Here is an 18,690-nt window from a genome sequence, read left to right as displayed (position 1 = left end):
GATCGACCGGGTACTGCGGCACGCCAGAAGACGAAGGAGGCTGGGCGTGGGCGCGGTCAGGGACGTGGTGCGTCGGCCCTTGGGGCACTTCACCGAACGTACGCTCGCCGGCTTGGCGCTCGTACTCGGTGCCGGGGTCGGTTTCGGGTTGATGCTGGTGCTGGTCCGCGTGCGGTGGTCTCCGCTGTACGACGTCGACCACGGGGTGGCGCAGTGGCTCAACGACCAGGTGTCGCCGATCGGCCCCCTGGTCACGGTGCTCAACGCGATCACCGACCTCGGGGGTAGACCGGTCATCATCTGGCTGGTCACCGTCGCGGTGGTGGGCTTGCTGATCCGGCGACAGGGTCGGCTGGCGGTCTTCGTGATCGTCACCGGTGCCGGTGCCCTGATCCTCGACCCGACCCTCAAGACCCTGGTGGACCGGTTGCGCCCCGAGGTGGACACCCCGATCGGGTCGTACGCCGGACAGAGCTTTCCCAGCGGCCACGCCCTGGGGTCGATGGTCGCCTACGGTGCCCTGCTGCTGGTCTTCCTGCCCGCGGTGGCCCCGCGCTGGCGTCGGGCGGTGGTGGCCCTGGTCGGCCTGGTGGTCTTCCTGATCGGCTTCACCCGGGTCGCGCTCGGTGTGCACTTCCTCTCCGATGTGATCGGTGCCTGGCTACTCGGCGCGGCCTGGCTGGGCGTCACCGCGTACGCCTTCCGGCTGTGGCGGCTGGAACGGGGACGGCCGGTGGCCCCGCTGACCGAAGGGCTGGAACCGGAGGCGGCGCACGAGGTGGCGCCCGCCCCGGACGAGGAGAAGCTGCTGCCGCACGCCCGCGCCGGCATCGCCGAGATCATCGTCGGCTGGGTGCTGATCTTCGGTGCCCTGTACGCCTTCGGCATGTTCGTCAGCTACCACGCCAAGGACACCTTCCTCGGCACCTGGGACGAGGTGGTGCCGACCTGGTTCGCGCAGCGGCACACCCCGGCCCTCAACGACCTGAGCTGGTGGTGGAGCAAGTTCGGGGACACCCACGCCATCCTGCTGGTCTCGATGGTCTTCTGTCCCCTGGTGCTGGCCATCTGGCGGCGCTGGCGACCGGTGCTGTTCGTGGCGTTGGTGATGTTCGGCGAGCTGACCCTCTTCCTGGCCACCGCCGCCGCGGTGGACCGTCCGCGCCCGCCGGTGGAGAACCTGGACGGGCCGATGCCCACCTCCTCCTTCCCCTCCGGCCACATCGCGGCCACGCTGTGCCTGTGGGTGGCCATCGCGGTCATCGTCTTCCCGCGTACCGACCGGTGGTGGCGGTGGATCTTCGTGGCGCTGGCGGTGGTGATGCCGGTCGGGGTGGCCATCTCCCGGATGTACCGGGGCATGCACCACCCGACCGACTTCATGGGGGCGATCCTGCTCACCGCCACCTGGATCGGGCTGCTCTACTGGGTGCTGCGCCCCAACGAGGACGTCCACGAAGGCAACCAGCCGACGATCGAGTCGGAAGAGGTCGACACCCTCGACGACGAGTTGGCCAAGGCCGGTCGGGCGAACTGAGCCGCCGTGCTGCGCGTGGTCACCTGGAACATCCGCAACGGGGGTCGGGACTCCGGTGGCCCGGATCGGCACGAGGTCTTGCTGCGGGTGATCGCCGAAGCCCGCCCGGACGTGCTGGCCCTGCAGGAGCTGCGCGGACTGGACCTGCCGACCTTCGCCAACCGGGTGGGTCTGCGGGCGTACCGGGCCGGCACCTGGTTCGGGCAACCGGTCGGGGTGCTGGTCCGGCCCGACTGGCCGGTGCTGGCCGTGGCACCGGTACGCCGCCCGTTTCACCACGCCGCGCAGCGGGTCACGATCGGCACGGACGCCGGCCCGTTGACCGTGCTCGGCACCCACCTGCACCCGTACTCGCCTCGACGCCGGCTGGTCGAGGCCGGATGGCTGGCCGCCGCCCTGCGCCGGACCCGCGACGGCCTGGCCCTGCTCGCCGGTGACCTGAACACCCTTGACCCGTACGCCGAACACGTCGAGCGGATCGCCCGGCTGCCGCAGGCGTACCGTCGCCGGCACCTGCGCTCCGACGGTCTGACCCCGGACACCCGGGCGGTGGCCCGGCTGCTCGCCGCCGGCCTGGTCGACCTGGCCGCGAACGCCGGCCCCACCGTGCCCACCGGCTACGGCGGCGCCGAGTTCTCCGACATGCGCCTGGACTACCTGCTGGCCACCCCCGCCCTGGCCACCCGCCTGCACACGGTCGAGGTCCTCCGCACCCCGGAAACCCACCAGGCATCCGACCACCACCCCCTCCTGGCCACCCTCTCCCTGACCGCCGGGCTCTGAACCCCGTTGATCAAGAGGTTTGGTCTGCCGGGTCGGCGTGTCGTGACCAAAACTTCTTGATCAACCCGGGCTTGGGTGTTGGAGGGATGGTGGGGGTTGGGGGCGGGGGTTAGGGTGGCCGGCTGTGATCGATTCCTCGTCGCCGATGCGGCGCAGCGACAACGGCGACGATGGCCCCTCCGTGCTGGGGGTCCTCGTGCGGGGCGTGGCGCTGGTGGTGGTGCTGCCGTTCCGGCTGGCCTGGGAGCTGCTGACGGCCGCCGGCAGAGGACTGTACCGCTGGGTGCTGGCCCCGATCGGCCGGTTCCTGGACCAGTGGGTGCTGCGTCCACTCGGGTGGTTGTTGCAGCATCTGATCTGGATTCCGCTGCAATGGCTGGGCCGTGCCGCACTGTGGCTGTGGCAGACCCTGATCTGGTTGCCGCTGGTCTGGTTGTGGCACAACGCCCTGTGGCCCCCGCTGCGCTGGTGTGGGCGCGGACTGGCCTGGCTGTTCCACACCCTGCTCGTGGTGCCGTTGTACTACCTGGTGTGGGTGCCGGTGACCTGGCTGGTCCGGGTACTCACCCCGGCCCTGCGGCAGGTGGGCCGGTGGCTGGTGGTCCTGGGCGGGTACCTGGGCGCCGGGCTGTCCTGGGCCTGGTGGGCCTCCGGCCGGATCCTGTGGTGGTGCTGGGCGGTGACCCTGCGTCCACTCTGGCTGGGGGCCCGCTGGCTGTGGCGGCACCTCGTGGTGCCGGTGGGCCGGGCGATCCGCGCCGTCTGGCGATTCACCGTGGTGGCGCCGGCCCGCTGGCTGCGGACCAGAGTCCTGGAGCCGGTCGGGCGGGAGATCCGCGAGACCCTGTACGCCCTCGGCCTGCTGCGCTGAGCGGCGCTCAGAGGACCAGATTGAGCAGTACGGTCAGCACGATCGAGGCGACGACCGAAACGAGGATCATCAGAAGGCAGCCGAGGCCGCCGCCGGCGGGTCGGATCTCCGTGTTGCCGATACGCATGGGGTTCACCCGTTCTTCAGGGGGGCGAGTCGGTCATGATCGCGCTCGTCGAGCAGGGCCCGAACGACGTCGGCGACCTGGTGGGGGGCGGTGCTGGCGACGTTGTGTGCCGCGCCCGGCACCGAAACGGTACGGGCCTGGGGCACCAGGGCAGCCGCCCGGTCCCGCCAGGCCCTGCCGACTCGACCGCCGCTCCACCGGTTCCTGCCGGGTCGACCGCTGCGCTGGGTCCTGCCGGGTCGACGGCTGATCCGGCGGGCTCACAGGTCGCGCAGGCGGGGGAGGAGTTCGTCCTGCGCCCACTCCAGGAACATCGGCTGGCTGTCCCCGCCGACCTGGACCAGTGCCACATGGGTGAACCCGGCGTCGACGAACTTCCGGAACGCCTCCACATGCTTGTCCACGTCCGGCCCGCAGGAGATGCCGGCCGCCACGTCCTCCTCGCGGACGCTGCGGGTGGCCGCCTCGAAGGCGTCGTTGTCCGGCAGGTCGGTGTTGACCTTCCAGCCCAGCCCGAACCAGCGGAACTGGTCGTGGGCGATCTTGCGGCACTCCGCCTCGTCCGGGCCGTAGCAGATGGCCACCTGCCCGTACCGGGGTCGTCCGGCACCCCCGGCCTGCTCGTACATCTCCACCAGGCGGGCCTCGGGGTCGGTGGCGACCATGGCGTCGCCGTACTCGGCGGCCAGGGTGGCGGACTGTCGACCGGAGGCGGCCACCGCCATCGGCACCGGAACCTCCGGCCGGTCCCAGACGTAGGCGTCCGGCACGTCGTAGTGGTTGCCGGAGAAGGTCAGGGTCTCCCCGCAGAGCAGCGGACGGATGATCTGCAACGCCTCCTCGAACATCTCGTGCCGCTGCTGCACGTGCGGCCAGGCGCCGACAACATGCTCGTTGAGGTTCTCCCCGGCACCCAGCCCCAGGGTGAAGCGTCCGTCCGAGAGCACCCCGATCGTCGAGGCCTTCTGCGCCACCACCGCAGGGTGGTAGCGGCGGATCGGGCAGGTCACGAAGGACATCAGCTCCGCGCGGGAGGTGGCGTGGGCGACGGCCCCGAGCACCGACCAGGCGTACGGGGAGTGTCCCTGTGACTCCAGCCAGGGGTAGTAGTGGTCGGACATGACGAGGTGGTCGAAACCGGCCGCCTCGGCCCGTACCGCGTAGTCGACCAGTTCCTTCGGGCCTGCCTGTTCACACATCAGGGTGTAACCGATGTTGACCATGGTGTCTCCTTCCGGGCCGGGTGGCCCGTTCCGGATACCCCGGTCCGGAACTGCCAACCCTCGCCGATGCTTGACGCTTGCCGACCCCCTGCCTACCGTTGACCTGAACCGGTTCAGGCGCTGATCTACCGCGCACCCTGTGGTGGGGGTGCCCGCCCCCGTGACGGCTCGGTCCCGTACGCGGTCACGGGGGCGGTGCGGTTCGCGATGCGTACTGAACCGGTTGCTTTAACCCATCCATCGGCCTACGCTGATGTCTGCCTCGCCGGGCCCTGCTACGCGGCTGCCGGGCTACAGCCGCCACCCGCTACCCATTCACCCCCTGGGCACGGGGGAGAGAACTCATGCGAGGAAGATCATGAGAAAACTGTTCGCGGGCGTCGGTGCCATCCTGTTGGCCACCGTCGCCGCCGTGTTCGCCTTCGGCCCGTCAGCGCAGGCCGCCTCCGGCTTCACGGTCAGCGGCGGCAAGCTCTACGACGCCAACGGTCAAGAGTTCATCATGCGCGGGGTCAACCACGCGCACACCTGGTACACCCACCAGACCAGGTCCTTCGCCGACATCAAGGCCCTCGGCGCGAACACCGTCCGAGTGGTGCTCTCCAGCGGCGACCGGTGGACCCGCAACAGCGCCGAGGACGTGACCAACGTGATCGGGCTCTGCAAGGCCCACCGGCTGATCTGTGTGCTGGAGGTGCACGACACCACCGGCTACGGCGAGCAGAGCGGGGCGGTCAGCCTCGACCGCGCGGTCGACTACTGGCTCAGCATCGCCAGCGCCCTCAACGGCCAGGAACGGTTCGTGATCGTCAACATCGGCAACGAGCCGTACGGCAACCAGAACTACTCCTCCTGGGCCACCGACACGAGCAACGCGATCCGACGGCTGCGCGACGGGGGCCTGACCCACACCATCATGGTGGACGGCCCGAACTGGGGTCAGGACTGGTCCTTCACCATGCGGGACGCCGCCCCGACGGTGTTCAACGCCGACCCGGCCCGCAACATCGTCTTCTCCATCCACATGTACGGGGTCTTCGACACCGCCGCCGAGATCAGCGACTACCTGGGGCGGTTCCGCAGTCGACAGCTGCCGATCGTGGTCGGCGAGTTCGGCCACTACCACTCCGACGGCGACCCCGACGAGGACGCCATCCTGTCGTACACCCAGGCCAACGGGATCGGTTGGCTGGGCTGGTCGTGGAGCGGCAACGGTGGTGGGGTCGAGTACCTGGACATGGCCACGAACTTCAACCCGAACCAGCTGACCACCTGGGGCGAGCGGTTGTTCAACGGCACCAACGGCATCCGGCAGACCTCCCGGCAGGCCAGCGTCTACGACTCCCTCCCGCCGCCCACCTCGCCCCCGCCCACGACCACTCCGCCGCCCACCTCGCCGCCACCCACCTCGCCCCCGCCGAGCACCCCGCCGCCGTCGCCGGGCTCCGGCTGCACCGCCACGTACACGATCACCAACCAGTGGCAGGGTGGCTTCCAGGGTGACGTACGGGTGACCGCCGGGCCCAACGCCATCAACGGCTGGACGGTGCGGTGGACGTACGCCAACGGCCAGTCCGTGACCCAGTCGTGGAACGCCACCGTCAGCACCAGCGGCTCGACGGTGACCGCCCGCAATGTCGACTACAACGGCCGGCTCGGTGCCGGCGCCAGCACCAGCTTCGGCTTCATCGGCGGCTGGGCCGGCACCAACTCCGTACCCACGGTGACCTGCACCGCCAGCTGACGACCCGGTGGCCGGGTCCGCGCGGACCCGGCCACCGGCGGCTCGTGGTCGCCCCCGGGTTGCCCTCCACACGGCAGCAGGCATCCGGTGGGGGCTATAACGACATGATGGGCGCAACCCCTACCCTCGTCGTCGTCAGCGGGCCGCCTGCGGCCGGCAAGACGACACTGGCTCACCTGCTCGCCCGGCGGATCGGCTGCCCCGCGATCTGCCGGGACGAGATCAAGGAAGGCATGGTCCACGCCACCGGCGACTTCACGGTGACACCGGTCGACGACTTGAGTCTGCGGACCCTGCCCACCTTCTTCACGGTGCTTGAGGTGCTGCTGACCGCAGGGGTCACCGCGGTCGCCGAGGCGGCCTTCCAGGACCGCCTCTGGCGCCCCCACCTGGAGCCGTTGAGCAGGATCGCCGACATCCGGGTGGTGCACTGCCGGGTCGCCGCGCAGACGGCCTTCGACCGCCTCCGGCGACGGCAGGCCGAGAATCCGATCCGGCGCGCCCACGCCGACGCCACCCTCGGTGACGATGAGTCCACCTACGCCGTCGGTCACCACGGCTTCCAGCCCGTCCGGCTCGAGGTACCCCGGATCGAGGTGGACACCAGCGACGGCTACCGTCCCGGACTCGACGAGATCGTCGCCTTCGTCAACGCCGGACACTGAACACGGCGTGCGCTTTGCTGTGTTTTCAGCGACCTCACAGCGGCATTCGATAGGGTGCCCGCGTCAGCGTCCGCTCCTGAAAAGGGAGACCGGGCACCAGACCCCAGCGGGAGTACCGATGGTCTTCAAGAAGATGTTGAGCGCGCTCGGGGTGGGCGGTCCCAGTGTGGACACCGTCCTGGCCAATCCGCATACCCGGCCAGGGCAGCCCCTCGACGGCCAGGTCAACCTGATCGGCGGGGATGCCCCGGCGAACATCGAGCACCTCGCCGTGGGGCTGGTCACCCGGGTCGAGATCGAGAGCGGTGACAGTGAGTACGCCGGGGTCATGGAGTTCCACCGGCACCCGATCAGCGGCTCCTTCCAACTGGCCCCCAAGCAGCAGCTGTCCATCCCCTTCCAGCTGGTGGTGCCCTGGGAGACCCCCATCACGGACGTGTACGGCCAGCGGCTGCGCGGCATGACGATGGGGCTGCGTACCGAGCTGTCCATCGCGCGGGCGGTCGACAAGGGCGACCTCGACCAGGTCAGCGTGCACCCCCTGCCGGTGCACGAGCGCATCCTGGAGGCCTTCCTCCAGCTCGGTTTCCGGTTCAAGTCCGCCGACCTGGAGCGGGGTCGCATCCACGGCGTACAGCAGACCCTGCCGTTCTACCAGGAGATCGAGTTCTTCGCCGCTCCGCAGTACGCGCAGACCATCAACGAGCTTGAGCTGACCTTCGTGACCAACCCGCACGGTGTCGACGTGGTGTTGGAGTGCGACAAGCGCGGCGGTTTCCTCAACCCCGGCCACGACGTCTTCGGGCGCTACCAGGTCTCGCACGCCGAGGCCGAGCGCTCGGACTGGGTGCAGGTGGTCGACGGCTGGCTGGGCGAGACGGTCGGCCGGTACGGCAGCATGCGGGCCCAGAACTTCGGCCCCCCCGGGTACGGCGCCCCGCAGGGTTACGGTCAGCAGCCGGGTTATGGCGGCGCGCCCGGATACCCGCCGGGCTACCCCCCGCAGGGAGTGCCGCCGCAGGGGTACCCGCCGCAGGGCTACCCGGCCCCGCACGCCGCCCAGGGCTACCCCCAGCAGGGGTACGGCGCCCCGCAGGGCTACGGTGCTCCCCCCGGATACGGCCCGCCCAACAAGTACGGCCACCCGCAGCAGCACCGCAGTGGCCCCGGCATGGGCGGCATCGTGGCCGGCGCGGCCCTCGGCGCCATGGGTGGCATGGTGGCCGGTCACATGATCGGCAACGCCCTCGAGGGTGGCGAGGAGGAGATCGCCGAGGCCGCCGGTGACTTCGGCGGCGACGACTTCGGAGGCTTCGAAGAGTTCTAGGAGCCGATGCTCCCGTGACAACAGACGGTGGCCCTCCGGGAAGATCCCGGAGGGCCACCGCTTCTAGGGTCGACGTGCCGTGCGGGCATGTCGCCCGTCAACGGCCTCGGCTCCGTTCCTTGGCCGAACGCTTCTGACTACCGGCCTTGGCCAGACCACGGCTACCCAGGTAGCCCAGGGTCAGCAGGGTGATGAAGAACCACGCCTGGCTGGGGTTGTTCAGGTTCAGGCCGTTGGCGGTCGTGCCGCGCCAGAAGGCGGAGATCACGACAAGGGTCACCGCCGCCGCGTAGATCCAGAATTCCGTCGTCAGGAACGCCTGCTTGGTCTCCGTACCCGGCGACGGCTGCGGCTCCCGATGGCCGTCGTACGCCGGCATCGGCCGGGTGGGTGCCTCGTGCATGGCCTGACGGCTCTGTACGTCCTGCGCCGGACGGTTCATCGGCCTGGTGGATGCAGCCTGCGTGCTCATCTGTCCTCCTCAGGATGCGATGAGTCCTGCGATCCCTCGCCCCGCTACCGCGTGTCGGCCACGGCACGGTTCGCGTACTGGCGGGGGCACCAGGGGTCTACCCGGCCCCTCACCGGCAGTAACCCCGGATCCTCCAGCCGGACCCGGCCCAGCGTGCCCGGCAACCCCCACCGCTCCACTTCGGTGAAATGTCCGAGTTCTTTGACGGTGCGGCCGTCCCGGCCGCCCGATTCGTCCGTACCCCGGCCGAACTTGTCCTGCACCCCTGGGCGGGGTTAGTCCAGCACCCCTGCCGAGTCAGCGGGCGGGACGGGGTTTGTCCGCCCGGCCGACGGGCACCCAGCGAGTTCGACGCGTTAGCGAGGTGATGAATCATGCGTGAGGACGACCTGCGACAGGACGCCGCCCGCCGGGCCGAGGAGCGACTCACCGCCGATGTGTACGGCGAGGGTGCCCTGGACGAGGTGACGGTGCCGCCTACCGATGTGAACAGCGCCATCCAGCGCGACGACCCGGACGACCCGGCGAAGGTACCGGTCGACCCGAACGTGCTGCGCGACGGTGGCCCCACCCGCGGACAGGGCGCGATCACCACCACCGGAGGCACCGCCGGCCCGGCCAGCGCGCGCCGGGTGGCCCGCCAACCGGAGCGGCACCGCGGCAAGGTGGCCCCAACCACGACAGGTGACGCCACCACCGGCGGCCTGAGCACCCCAAACGGCGGCCCCACCAGCGACCAGTCCACCCCCTCCACCCAAACCACCAACCTCACCTAACCACCCACCCACCCACCCCCACCCCCACCGGTCCCACCGGGTCCCCACCCACCCGCCTATAGGCGTTGATCATGAGGTTGGCGGCACCCTGGAGATCGACTACTGCCGTCAACCTCATGATCAACGGGGCGAAACTCAGGGGGTGGGGGTGAGGGTGGTTAGGTGTTGGGTGGCTCGGGTCAGGGCTACGTAGAGGTCGCTGGGGCCTCTTGGGGATTCGGCGACGATCTGGTCGGGGTCGACCACGATGACGGAGTCGAACTCCAGGCCCTTGGCCTCGGCGACGGTCAGGATGACCACCCGGGACTCCAGGTCGGGTTGTTCGCCGATGGCGGCCTCGGGGAGGGCGGCGGTCACCACGGTGCCGAGTTCCTCGACCCGGGTGGCCGGCACGATCACTCCCAGTCGACCATCCGTGAGGGCGGCGGCCTCGGCCGTGACCACCTCGACCAACTCCGCCGCCAGCCGGTCCGCCGGGGTCCGGCGGGACACCGGGGTACGACCGCTGGAGCGGACCGCGCGGGGTGGTCGCAGCGCCGGATCGATCTGGGCCAGCACGTTTGCGGCGACCGCCATGATCTCGGCCGGGGTGCGGTAGCTGACGGTCAACTCCGTCAGCCGCCACCGGTCGGCCACGTAGGGTTCCAGCGCCTGCGCCCAGGAGGGGGTACCGGCCAGGGCGCCGGTCTGCGCCACGTCACCGACGATGGTCATCGACCGGCTGGGGCAACGGCGCATCAGCAGCCGCCAGGCCATCGGCGAGAGTTCCTGCGCCTCATCGACGATCACATGACCGAAGGCCCAGGAGCGATCGGCCGCCGCCCGTTGGGCGGTGGTCAGCCGGTCGGCCTCCTCCTGACGTTCCAGCAACTGGTCGGCGTCGAGCAGGTCGGTGACGCCGAGGATCTCGCCGCCTTCGGCCTCGTCCTCCACGTCGATCGAGCGGGAACCCCGGGCGATCTCCAGAACCCCCTCGGCGTACTCGCGTTGCAGGGCGCGCAGCCGCTCCCGGCGGGCGCCGGCGGCCCGGTCGTCCTCGCCGAGCAGCTCCGCGGCCTCGTCCAGCAGCGGCACATCGGCCGGGGTCCACCCGCCCGGTTCCCGGTGCAGGGCGGCCCGCTCGTCCGCAGTGAGCATCGGCGCGGCGGTGGCGATCCGGTCGGGGTCGGCGTACAGGTCGGCGAGCAGACGCTGCGGGGTGAGCACCGGCCACAACTCGTCCAGGGTGGCCCGTACCTCGGGCTCCTCGCGCAACTCCCGACGGAGCTCGGCGAGATCCGCCTCCTCCAGCAGGTTCTCCCCGCCGAGGGGGTCGGCGCCGATGCGCTCGGCGACCTGGTCGGCAAGCGCGTGGATGATCTCGATGTCGAACACCGCGCGGGCCAGATTGTGCGGCCGACCGCTGCGGCGGGCCCGATCCCGGGCCTCCCGCACGGTCGCCGGGTCCAGCACCAGGATCTCCCGCTGCGGCAGCTCGATCTCCAGCGGCTCCTCGGGCACCCGCTGCCGGTCGCGTACCGCGTTGGTCAGGACCTCGACCATCACCGGCCGGCCCTTCACGGCGGCCGTGGTGGGCGGCTCCACCCGCCGCGCGTACACCCCGGGAAAAAGGTCAGCCTGGGTACGCAGCAGCACCCCGGTCTCGGCCAGGGCGGGCAGCACCTGGGAGATGTAGCGCAGGAAGGTGAGGTTCGGCCCGACCAGCAGTACGCCCCGGGTCGACAGCTCCCGCCGGTGGGTGTAGAGCAGGTACGCCGCCCGGTGCAGGGCCACCGCGGTCTTGCCGGTGCCGGGGCCACCCTGCACCACCATCACCCCGGGCAGGTCGGCCCGGATAATCCGGTCCTGCTCGGCCTGGATGGTCTCGACGATGTCGCGCATCCGCCCGGTCCGGCCCGCGTTCAACGCCGCCAGCAGGGAGGCCTCGCCGGTCAACTCCTCGTGGGCGGTGGGGGAGGCGGTGTTCAGGTCGAGCACCTCGTCGTTGAGGCCGATCACCTTGCGCTGCCGGGTACGCAGATGCCGGCGGCGCCGGATGCCCTGGGGGTTGGCGGCGGTGGCCAGGTAGAAGGCGCGGGCCGCCGGGGCGCGCCAGTCCATCAGCAGCGGATCGTAATCACCCTCGGTGTCGAAGATGCCGATCCGCCCGATGTAATGGCGCTCACCCTCGTCGGTGTCCAGCCGACCGAAACACAGACCGTTCTCCACGGCCGAGAACTGCTCGACCTGATCGGCGTACATGCGCACCGCGCTGTCGCGTTGAGAACGGGCCTGCAAGGTGCCGCCGGTCACCCGCAGTTCCTCGGTCAGCCGCTGCGACGCCTGCTCCCGCAGGTCGTCCAGGCGCTGGTAGAGCATCGAGACGTACTCCTGCTCGCGGCCGATCTCGTCGTCGGACGGCGAACCGTCGGAGTGCCTTGACAATCCGTCTCCCAATTGATTAGTCTCCGAGGTAAGAACGGCTTTTTCGGCCGTTCTTTTTTGTTGCCCCAACGGGTAAAGATACCTCCCCGCAGGCCGCCGGAACCAGCCGCCGGCCCGCCGCCGCATCCGTGCCTACCGGGGCGGGCTGGTGACTGTCAGCCACGCTTCGTGCAGACCTGTTCCGAGCGGGCCACCACCTCGGTGGACCAGACCACAGCGACGGTGAAGCAGTAGTCCAGGCTGCGGTTCAGCCCGTAGACGACGAAGCTGTCCGTGCCGGCGGGCAGATCGGCGAAGGGGCTGGGCGGCTGCCCGGCCCGGCCCCCGGAGACGATCACCGGCCCCTCGCTGCCGGCCGGGTACTCCCAGCTCAAGGTCACGTTGTCCCGGTTGTCGCGCAGGGTTAGCCCGGTGGGCGGGGCCCCGGGGGAAGCGGAGGCCTCCGGCGGTGTTGCCGTGGCCGGCGCACTGCCGGCGGTGCCGCTCGGGGCCGGCGCACCGGGTTCGCCGCCGCCGACCTGGGACACCCCGGCGATGACGGCGGCCGCGCCGAGCAGCACCACGACCACCCCGGCCGCGACGATCGGCACCATCCGGCGGGACCGATCGGGGGCGGGGGTGGGGGCGCTCCGGGGCACCGGCACCGGGAGCAACCGCGAGGGCGGCCCGGACCGTGGCGGCTCGTCCACCCGGCGAAGCCGATAGACCCCCGGGGCCTGCGGCGCCGGCCCGGTAAGGCCCACCACACTCGGCGGTACGGAGGTGGTCCGCTCGGGATACGGCTCCGGCGGTACGGCCCGGTAGGGGTCGGCAGGTGCCGCCTGGTACGGGTCTGGAGCTGCGGCCTGATCCTGGTCCGGGGACGCGGCTCGGTAGGGGTCCGAAGATGCGACTTGATACGGATCCGAAGACGTGGCCTGGTACGGATCCGGGGGTACGGCCCGGTAGGGATCCGAGGATTCAGCCTCGTAGGGATCCGGGGACGCAGCCTGGTAGGGGTCCGCAGATGTGGCCTGGTACGGGTCCGGGTGGGTCGGAGGGTCCGGGTAGGGATCCGGTTCGGGTTGCTCGGGGGGCGCTGCCCACCAGTCGTGCGGGGGGCCGGCCGGGCCGTCGGCGGGCTGGCGGGGGGTGGGGACCGGGGAGGCTGCCCCGGGCGGGTGGTAGCCGTGACTGGGGTGGTATCCCTCAGCGGGGTGCTGCTCCTCGCCCTGGTGCGGGCTGAGCGGATCGGAGGCCGCCGACCATCCCGACTCGCCGGTGGCCGGATCCTCGGTCGGCCAGGTGGGGGCCGGGTCGGTGCTGCTCGGCGAGGCACCCCACGGTGGGGCGTCGCCCGGGGGTGGGACCCGGGCGGCCGGTACGACCGGGTCCTGAGTGCTCACCGGTGGGGTGTCCGCGCAGACGTGATCCGGGTTGGCGGCGGCCCGGGACAGGGCCGCCACCTGGGCGGTCAGTGGATCGTCCGGGGCCAGATGCCGGCGGCTGAATTCGCGGGCCAGGGCCAGGTTGTCCTGTGCCTCCGCGAACTGCCCACAGTCGCGTTGCATCGCACCGAGCCGGGCCAGCATCTTGATGCCGCTGGGGTGGCCGTCGCCGTACACCTCGCGGTGCAGTTCCCAGGCGTCCTGGAGGCGGTCGCGGGCGACCTGGCACTGGCCTCGGGCGTACTCCACCGTGGCCAGGTCGGCGTGGGCGGCCAGCACCCGCAGTGACTCGGGACCGTCCGTCGCGGTCAGTTCGATGATGACGTCCTGGTACAGCCGGGCGGCCCGGGACCAGCTGCCGACCCGGTGCAGCACCGCCGCCAGGGTCGCGGCGGCAGCCACCGTACGCGGGTCGGAACGGCCGTGCAGAGCGGTGCTGGCGGCGTACGCGAAGGCGGCCCAGCCCCGCGCCGAGTGTGGCTCGCCGAGGGCGACCAGGACCCGGGCGTGCAGGCCGGCCGCCTCGGCCAGCTCGGGTGTCGCGTTGGCCGGGCGCGGGTCGGCGCCGGACAACGCGTCGGCGAGCAGCCGTTGGGCACCGACGAGATCGCCGGCGGAAACCAGGTCATGAGCCTGATCAGTCAGTTCACCGAAGCCGGAAGGCACGCCCCATCGTGCTCATTCGACGACGTTATGTACAAGTCCCGCGCCTTGGCGGTTCGGTCAGGATCCGGTCACGCCCCGGCTCAGGTGATCGTTGAGCGCCTCGCTGATCCGGCGTAGTTGATCCACCTGAGCTGGGCTGAGGGCGTCGAACAGGTGTCGGCGTACCCCTTCGACGTGGCCGGGGGCGGCGGCGGCCAGGGTGGCGAAACCCTCGTCGGTGAGCCGGGCGATCTGTCCCCGTCGGTCGGTCGGGCAGTCCTCCCGGCGGACCCATCCGGCGGCTTCCAGCCGGGTCACCGCGTGGGACAGGCGGCTGCGGGAGGAGTCGGTGGCGTCGGCCAGTTCGCTCATCCGCAGTCGACGCTCGGGGGCCTCGGAGAGACGGACCAGGATCTCGTAGTAGGCGTGGGGGATCCCGGCGTCGCGTTGCAGTTCGCGGTCGAGGGTGTCCATCAGGGCCCGGGAGGCGGCCAGGAACCCCCGCCAGGTGCGCTGCTCGTCCGGATTCAGCCAGCGGGTCATGACGACCATCATACTCTCGGGTAGTTGAACGTTCAACCAAAGCGGGCTAGCGTCGGTGACATGGGAATTCACCGTCTCAACCACGCCGTGCTCTACGTCAGCGACCTTGACCGCAGCGTCACCTTCTACCGGGAGGTGCTGGGCTTCCGGCTGGTACCGATGACCCCGAAGGGCTTCAGCGGGGCCGCCTTCCTCCAGGCGCCCGGCTCCACCAACGACCACGACCTGGGCCTGTTCGCCATCGGCGCCCGGGCCGGGGCCTCGACCGCCGGGCGCGCCACCGTCGGCCTCTACCACCTGGCCTGGGAGGTGGACACCCTCGACGAACTGGCCGACACCGCCCGGCGACTGAGCGCGGCGGACGCCCTGGTCGGCACCTCCGACCACGGCACCACCAAGAGCCTGTACGGCCGCGACCCGGACGGACTGGAGTTCGAGGTGGTCTGGCTGGTGCCGGCCGACCGGCTGGACGCCGCCGCCCTGGCCGCCCGGACCCGCATCGGTCGGCTGGACCTGTCGGCCGAGATCGCCCGCTACGGCGGCAGCACCCGGGGCGGGGTCGGGATCTCCATCCCCGCCTGAGGTGTTGCTCTCGCCCTGCCCACCGGGCTTCCAGGGCGGTGGGGTAGAACGGGAGGGTGGTGGGTCTGCGGGTCTGGGAGCGGTATCTGGGTGGGTGGCTGACCGGGGCCCTGGGGCGGGCCCGGCGGGCCACCATCGCGATCGGGTACGCCGGTGGGGATGCCGGGCCGGCCGAGACCGCCCTGCGGGTGGTCGGCGAGCACGCCCACCGGCTGGGCGGTTGCCGGCTCTCCGTGCTGGTGCTGGCCGACGGCACCGAGGACCTGCCGGCCCGCCTGGGTGCCGTCGAGGCCAAGCTGCCGCCGCAGGTGGCGGTGCACCTGATGCCCGGTGCGCCCAGCCAGTTGCCGGTGGCGCTGCGGGCGGCCGGTGCGGCCGGTGCCCCGGTGCTGTCCTACCTGGCCGCACCGGGTCCGGTGGACCCGGTGGCGCTCACCGCCTCGGCCGGTGGGCGGCCCGCCGAGGTGCTGGTGCTCTCCGGTGCGGACACTCCCGTGCGGCCCGCCCTGGCCGATGCCGGGTTTCCGCTGGTGAGCGAGGTGGAGTGGGCCGAGGGCGGCGGGCGGATCGGGTTCGGCACCGGCTCGGACCGCAACCTGGAGACCTTCAAGGAGGCCCTGTGGGCCGCCGGCGCCGCCCTCCGGGACCCGCAGGGCCTGCCCCTGCGGACCGACCAACCGGTGGAGACCGCGCCGCTGGGCGGTGCACTGCTGGCCGAGTTGACCCGGCACGGTCCGCGTACGGTCACCGAACTGCGCCGGTACGCCGTCACCGCCACGGCCTACCGGGCGGTGGACGCGGTCCGGGCGCTGACCGGGTTGCTCGACTCGGGGCAGGTGAGCCGGGACCCGCAGCAGGGCCGCCTCGGTGGTGACGTAATGATCACCGCAGGCTGACCAACCGGCGGGCCGATCGGCTCCGCCGGACACGCGAGTGGGGCGCCGGTCAACTCCGACGCCCCACTTTCGACTGCGAGAACTCTCACGCCCGGGACTTGTCCTGTTTCCACGACAGCGGGCCGGGTAGGTCAACCCTGTGCGCCTTGGCCCGCGAGTTCCACGACCAGCGTCCGAGCTTGATGCTCCAGGACGAGAATCCGTTCTGGGTGAAGTTCAGGATCAGCGGCCCGAACTTCTTGCGCTTGCGGAACATCAGACCCATGACGGGCCTCCCTTCGTCACGTCCCCTGCGCGCTCGAAGATGCCCGTAACGCCGACTCGGCAAACGCCGCTGATCTCCATTGGAGGCCGTCGCCTCACCACAACCCGAATATCCCATTTATCAGATGGGTTATGCGGATCAGTAGATACTGGTTGGATCGGTGTTGTGCGGAGCCAGCGGCATCTGTCTCACATTTTGAAGGTGCCGGGGGTTCGCTCGACCCCGCGCACCGGAGAGGACTTGCCATGCAGCACCCCGTACCTCTGCGCGAAAGCCACCCCACCCTGCCGATCCGCGACCTGGACGGCGGTGTGACCACCGTCGGGCGGGACCGGGTGGACCAGCTGCGACCGGTGGACCAGGAGCTGTTCGACACCCTGCGGCACCGGCAGGCCGCCATGGTCACCGTGGTCACCGCGGTGGCCCGCAACACCCGGTCCGCCGGCCTGCGGGAGCCGCTGCGCGCCGGATTCACCGCGACCAGCTTCACCACCCTGTCCGTACGCCCACCGCGGGTGTCGTTCTGCTACGACACCACCACCCCGGTCGCCGCCGTGCTGGACCGGGCCGAGCACGTGGGGGTGCACCTGCTGGCCGCCAACCAGACCGAAGCCGCGACCGTCTTCGGCACCGGCGGGGTCGACCCCTTCGCCGCGTACCCCTATTGGGAGTCCGGCCCCTTCGGGCTGCCGCTGCTGACCGGGGTACCGGGCCGGATGCTCTGTCGGGTGGAGCACCGGATCCCCGCCGGCGACCAGACGCTGGTCATCGCCGAGCCGCTGGCGCTCTCCGTCGGCGTCGACGGTGACCCCCTGCTGCACCATCGCGGCAGCCCCGCCACGGCGACACCCCTCTGACCGGCGGCCGCCGGGGCGTGGATCAGCGCGGCTCCCAGGCGTCCGGTTGGGTGGTCAGCCGCCGCACATGAGCCGGCAGCCGCCCGCTGATCACATCCGCCAGACTGACCTCGTCGACCACCCGCCGCAGCGCGGCCCGTACCGCCACCCAGAAGCCCGGCAGGTGCTGCGCCACCCCCTCGTAGCTGGTCTCCTCCGGACGCATACCCCGGACACCGGCCAGCGGGCCCTCCACCGCCCGCAGCACCGCGCCGACGGTCACCTCCCGGGGTGGCCGGGCCAGGGCGTAGCCGCCCTCCGCCCCCCGCTGGGCCCGGACGATGCCGGACCGACGCAGGTCCGCCAGCACCGCCTCCAGGAACTTTCGCGGCATGTCCTGCTCCGCGGAGATGGTCTGAGTGGACAGCAGGGCCGGGTACGCGGCCGCCAGGCTCAGCGCCGCCCGTACCGCGTAGTCGCCACGCGCGGAGATCTGCACCCTGCCATCATGCCCAATCCACGCCGACCGCAGGGCCGTCGGGCCCAGTCGATCCTGGCTGTCACCCCTGGTGGATGTCGGTCTGGGTGTCGACCGGCGAACGGGGACGGATCACCGGGCCCGGGCCGGGACGGTCGCGGGCGGCCCGGAAGGAACCGGGGCTGACCCCTACCTCGCGGGTGAAGAACCGGCCGAAGTTGGTCGCCTCGCTGAAACCGAGTTGCCGACCGATCTGGGCGATCGGTTCGTCCGTGGCGGCCAGCAACCGGCTGGCCTGGAGGGCCACCCGCTCGTCGACGACCTGTTTCGCGCTGCGGCCGGTCACCGCCAGACAGGCCCGGGTCAGCGTACGCACCGAGCAGCCGAGCCGGTCGGCGTAGTCCTCGACCCGGCGACTGTGCTGGAAGCCCAGCTCGACCTCTCGGCAGAACCGACGGAAGGTGACCTCCTCCGGACGCGACTCCGGCCGGCGACCGTCCGAGGGCAGCATGGTCAACCGCAGCAGCAGCACGGTCAGTTGGTGACGCAGCAGACTGCGGCCGGCCGGAGTGTCCCGGTGCCGCCGAGAGTCCACCGTCAACTGAGTCACCTCGTTGATGACGGCGTCCTCGTCCTCACCGGCCAACTGGAACCAGGCCGGCCCCTCGTCGAGGGCCACCTCCAGCCCGCGCAACGCCTCCGGATGCCAGCGCACCACGGTGGCGTCCAACTCGGGCAGCGCACACCGCAGCACCTGCCCGGGGCGTACCCGCAGCAGGGTGCCGGGCCGGCAGGGCAGGGGGCGGAAATCGACCTCGGTGTACCCGTGGCCGCTGGTGGTCAGCACGATCAGCTCCCGGTCGAGCAGGACCGGTCGCCGCCACCGTGGGTCGGGCGCCAGACTGCCCAGGGTGATCGTTTCGATCTCGCCGGTGGGGTCGAACGGGGCGGGGGAGAGGTGATCGGAAGGGACCATCACCAGCGACGTTAGCCCGCGCGTCGGCGGTATGCATCTTCTCCGGCCGGTGCGTCCGCATTCTCCTGCGGGTTGTCGGGGCCGGGCCGGACG

Annotated in this window: 19 protein-coding genes; 10 read left to right on the top strand and 9 right to left on the bottom strand. The window is 71.2% G+C overall.

From position 1 onward, the window contains the following. The first annotated feature begins 46 nt into the window (after window positions 1-46). The 3 genes from ABZ795_RS17075 to ABZ795_RS17065 all read left to right on the top strand — a co-directional run bounded on the left by ABZ795_RS17075 (window position 47) and on the right by ABZ795_RS17065 (window position 3,191). Entirely contained in the window at window positions 47-1,537 is a 1,491-nt protein-coding gene (locus ABZ795_RS17075; protein WP_357531044.1) for a phosphatase PAP2 family protein, read from the top strand. Window positions 1,538-1,543: 6 nt separating this feature from the next. Beyond that, window positions 1,544-2,320 carry an endonuclease/exonuclease/phosphatase family protein gene (locus tag ABZ795_RS17070; RefSeq protein WP_357531043.1) on the top strand — a complete coding sequence of 259 codons (777 nt, stop codon included), beginning with the start codon at window positions 1,544-1,546 and terminating at the stop codon, window positions 2,318-2,320. Between the two features lie 124 nt (window positions 2,321-2,444). Continuing rightward, on the top strand, window positions 2,445-3,191 hold the full coding sequence (locus ABZ795_RS17065) for a hypothetical protein (protein ID WP_357531042.1): 747 nt from the start codon (window positions 2,445-2,447) through the stop codon (window positions 3,189-3,191). A gap of 132 nt (window positions 3,192-3,323) precedes the next feature. Here the strand turns inward: ABZ795_RS17065 and ABZ795_RS17060 are convergent, their stop codons facing one another. After that, window positions 3,324-3,464, bottom strand: coding sequence for a hypothetical protein (locus tag ABZ795_RS17060; RefSeq protein ID WP_357531041.1), 141 nt, complete (start codon window positions 3,462-3,464; stop codon window positions 3,324-3,326). Between the two features lie 114 nt (window positions 3,465-3,578). Next, window positions 3,579-4,541: a TIGR03557 family F420-dependent LLM class oxidoreductase gene (locus ABZ795_RS17055; protein WP_327021993.1), complete on the bottom strand. Its 963-nt coding sequence runs from the start codon at window positions 4,539-4,541 to the stop codon at window positions 3,579-3,581. A 358-nt stretch (window positions 4,542-4,899) separates the two neighbouring features. On the opposite strand from ABZ795_RS17055, the gene ABZ795_RS17050 reads away from it, so the two are divergent. The 3 genes from ABZ795_RS17050 (at window position 4,900) to ABZ795_RS17040 (ending at window position 8,277) form a co-directional block, all read left to right on the top strand. Continuing rightward, on the top strand, window positions 4,900-6,285 hold the full coding sequence (locus ABZ795_RS17050; RefSeq protein ID WP_357531040.1) for a cellulase family glycosylhydrolase: 1,386 nt from the start codon (window positions 4,900-4,902) through the stop codon (window positions 6,283-6,285). A 107-nt stretch (window positions 6,286-6,392) separates the two neighbouring features. After that, entirely contained in the window at window positions 6,393-6,950 is a 558-nt protein-coding gene (locus tag ABZ795_RS17045) for an AAA family ATPase (RefSeq protein ID WP_357531039.1), read from the top strand. 118 nt (window positions 6,951-7,068) lie between these two features. Continuing rightward, window positions 7,069-8,277, top strand: coding sequence for a sporulation protein (locus tag ABZ795_RS17040; protein WP_327021990.1), 1,209 nt, complete (start codon window positions 7,069-7,071; stop codon window positions 8,275-8,277). 97 nt (window positions 8,278-8,374) lie between these two features. On the opposite strand, the gene ABZ795_RS17035 is transcribed toward ABZ795_RS17040, so the two are convergent. Next, entirely contained in the window at window positions 8,375-8,680 is a 306-nt protein-coding gene (locus ABZ795_RS17035; protein WP_327027188.1) for a hypothetical protein, read from the bottom strand. Window positions 8,681-9,123: 443 nt separating this feature from the next. On the opposite strand from ABZ795_RS17035, the gene ABZ795_RS17030 reads away from it, so the two are divergent. After that, entirely contained in the window at window positions 9,124-9,525 is a 402-nt protein-coding gene (locus tag ABZ795_RS17030) for a hypothetical protein (RefSeq protein WP_327021989.1), read from the top strand. A gap of 135 nt (window positions 9,526-9,660) precedes the next feature. On the opposite strand, the gene ABZ795_RS17025 is transcribed toward ABZ795_RS17030, so the two are convergent. From ABZ795_RS17025 to ABZ795_RS17015, 3 genes are all read right to left on the bottom strand, one after another. Beyond that, window positions 9,661-11,883 carry an ATP-binding domain-containing protein gene (locus ABZ795_RS17025; RefSeq protein WP_357531134.1) on the bottom strand — a complete coding sequence of 741 codons (2,223 nt, stop codon included), beginning with the start codon at window positions 11,881-11,883 and terminating at the stop codon, window positions 9,661-9,663. A 221-nt stretch (window positions 11,884-12,104) separates the two neighbouring features. After that, window positions 12,105-14,042, bottom strand: a complete 1,938-nt coding sequence (locus ABZ795_RS17020) for a tetratricopeptide repeat protein (protein WP_357531038.1) — start codon at window positions 14,040-14,042, stop codon at window positions 12,105-12,107. Between the two features lie 57 nt (window positions 14,043-14,099). Further along, window positions 14,100-14,573 (bottom strand): MarR family transcriptional regulator, encoded by a 474-nt coding sequence (locus ABZ795_RS17015; protein ID WP_357531037.1) that lies wholly within the window; start codon window positions 14,571-14,573, stop codon window positions 14,100-14,102. 51 nt (window positions 14,574-14,624) lie between these two features. Here ABZ795_RS17015 and ABZ795_RS17010 point away from each other — a divergent pair, with 51 nt between their 5' ends. Together ABZ795_RS17010 and ABZ795_RS17005 are read left to right on the top strand one after the other, a co-directional pair. After that, window positions 14,625-15,146, top strand: coding sequence for a VOC family protein (locus ABZ795_RS17010; protein WP_357531036.1), 522 nt, complete (start codon window positions 14,625-14,627; stop codon window positions 15,144-15,146). Between the two features lie 56 nt (window positions 15,147-15,202). After that, on the top strand, window positions 15,203-16,042 hold the full coding sequence (locus ABZ795_RS17005; protein WP_357531035.1) for a hypothetical protein: 840 nt from the start codon (window positions 15,203-15,205) through the stop codon (window positions 16,040-16,042). An 85-nt stretch (window positions 16,043-16,127) separates the two neighbouring features. Here ABZ795_RS17005 and ABZ795_RS17000 read toward each other — a convergent pair whose 3' ends face one another. Next, the gene (locus tag ABZ795_RS17000; RefSeq protein WP_327021984.1) at window positions 16,128-16,307 is read right to left on the bottom strand and encodes a DUF4236 domain-containing protein; all 180 of its coding nucleotides are present in this window, start codon (window positions 16,305-16,307) and stop codon (window positions 16,128-16,130) included. Between the two features lie 245 nt (window positions 16,308-16,552). Here ABZ795_RS17000 and ABZ795_RS16995 point away from each other — a divergent pair, with 245 nt between their 5' ends. Continuing rightward, the gene (locus ABZ795_RS16995) at window positions 16,553-17,164 is read left to right on the top strand and encodes a flavin reductase family protein (protein ID WP_357531034.1); all 612 of its coding nucleotides are present in this window, start codon (window positions 16,553-16,555) and stop codon (window positions 17,162-17,164) included. A 22-nt stretch (window positions 17,165-17,186) separates the two neighbouring features. On the opposite strand, the gene ABZ795_RS16990 is transcribed toward ABZ795_RS16995, so the two are convergent. Next, window positions 17,187-17,642: an Rrf2 family transcriptional regulator gene (locus ABZ795_RS16990; RefSeq protein ID WP_327021982.1), complete on the bottom strand. Its 456-nt coding sequence runs from the start codon at window positions 17,640-17,642 to the stop codon at window positions 17,187-17,189. Between the two features lie 61 nt (window positions 17,643-17,703). Continuing rightward, window positions 17,704-18,597 carry an AraC family transcriptional regulator gene (locus ABZ795_RS16985; protein WP_357531033.1) on the bottom strand — a complete coding sequence of 298 codons (894 nt, stop codon included), beginning with the start codon at window positions 18,595-18,597 and terminating at the stop codon, window positions 17,704-17,706. Between the last annotated feature and the right edge of the window lie 93 nt (window positions 18,598-18,690).

It is taken from the genome of Micromonospora sp. NPDC047134, from assembly GCF_040643455.1.
Taxonomy (GTDB): Bacteria; Actinomycetota; Actinomycetes; order Mycobacteriales; family Micromonosporaceae; genus Micromonospora.
Note: the sequence above shows the minus strand (reverse complement) of the source record. Positions and strands in the feature narration are given on the sequence as shown.

Bases quoted from the DNA above. Each gene is read 5' to 3' on its own strand.
- ABZ795_RS17035 (WP_327027188.1), bottom strand. From the start codon at position 8,680: ATGCACGAGGCACCCACCCGGCCGATGCCGGCGTACGACGGCCATCGG.
- ABZ795_RS17045 (WP_357531039.1), top strand. From the start codon at position 6,393: ATGGGCGCAACCCCTACCCTCGTCGTCGTCAGCGGGCCGCCTGCGGCC.
- ABZ795_RS17040 (WP_327021990.1), top strand. From the start codon at position 7,069: ATGGTCTTCAAGAAGATGTTGAGCGCGCTCGGGGTGGGCGGTCCCAGT.
- ABZ795_RS17015 (WP_357531037.1), bottom strand. From the start codon at position 14,573: ATGGTCGTCATGACCCGCTGGCTGAATCCGGACGAGCAGCGCACCTGG.
- ABZ795_RS16985 (WP_357531033.1), bottom strand. From the start codon at position 18,597: ATGGTCCCTTCCGATCACCTCTCCCCCGCCCCGTTCGACCCCACCGGC.
- ABZ795_RS17010 (WP_357531036.1), top strand. From the start codon at position 14,625: ATGGGAATTCACCGTCTCAACCACGCCGTGCTCTACGTCAGCGACCTT.
- ABZ795_RS17030 (WP_327021989.1), top strand. From the start codon at position 9,124: ATGCGTGAGGACGACCTGCGACAGGACGCCGCCCGCCGGGCCGAGGAG.
- ABZ795_RS17025 (WP_357531134.1), bottom strand. From the start codon at position 11,883: ATGCTCTACCAGCGCCTGGACGACCTGCGGGAGCAGGCGTCGCAGCGG.
- ABZ795_RS16995 (WP_357531034.1), top strand. From the start codon at position 16,553: ATGCAGCACCCCGTACCTCTGCGCGAAAGCCACCCCACCCTGCCGATC.
- ABZ795_RS17055 (WP_327021993.1), bottom strand. From the start codon at position 4,541: ATGGTCAACATCGGTTACACCCTGATGTGTGAACAGGCAGGCCCGAAG.
- ABZ795_RS17000 (WP_327021984.1), bottom strand. From the start codon at position 16,307: ATGGGTCTGATGTTCCGCAAGCGCAAGAAGTTCGGGCCGCTGATCCTG.
- ABZ795_RS17050 (WP_357531040.1), top strand. From the start codon at position 4,900: ATGAGAAAACTGTTCGCGGGCGTCGGTGCCATCCTGTTGGCCACCGTC.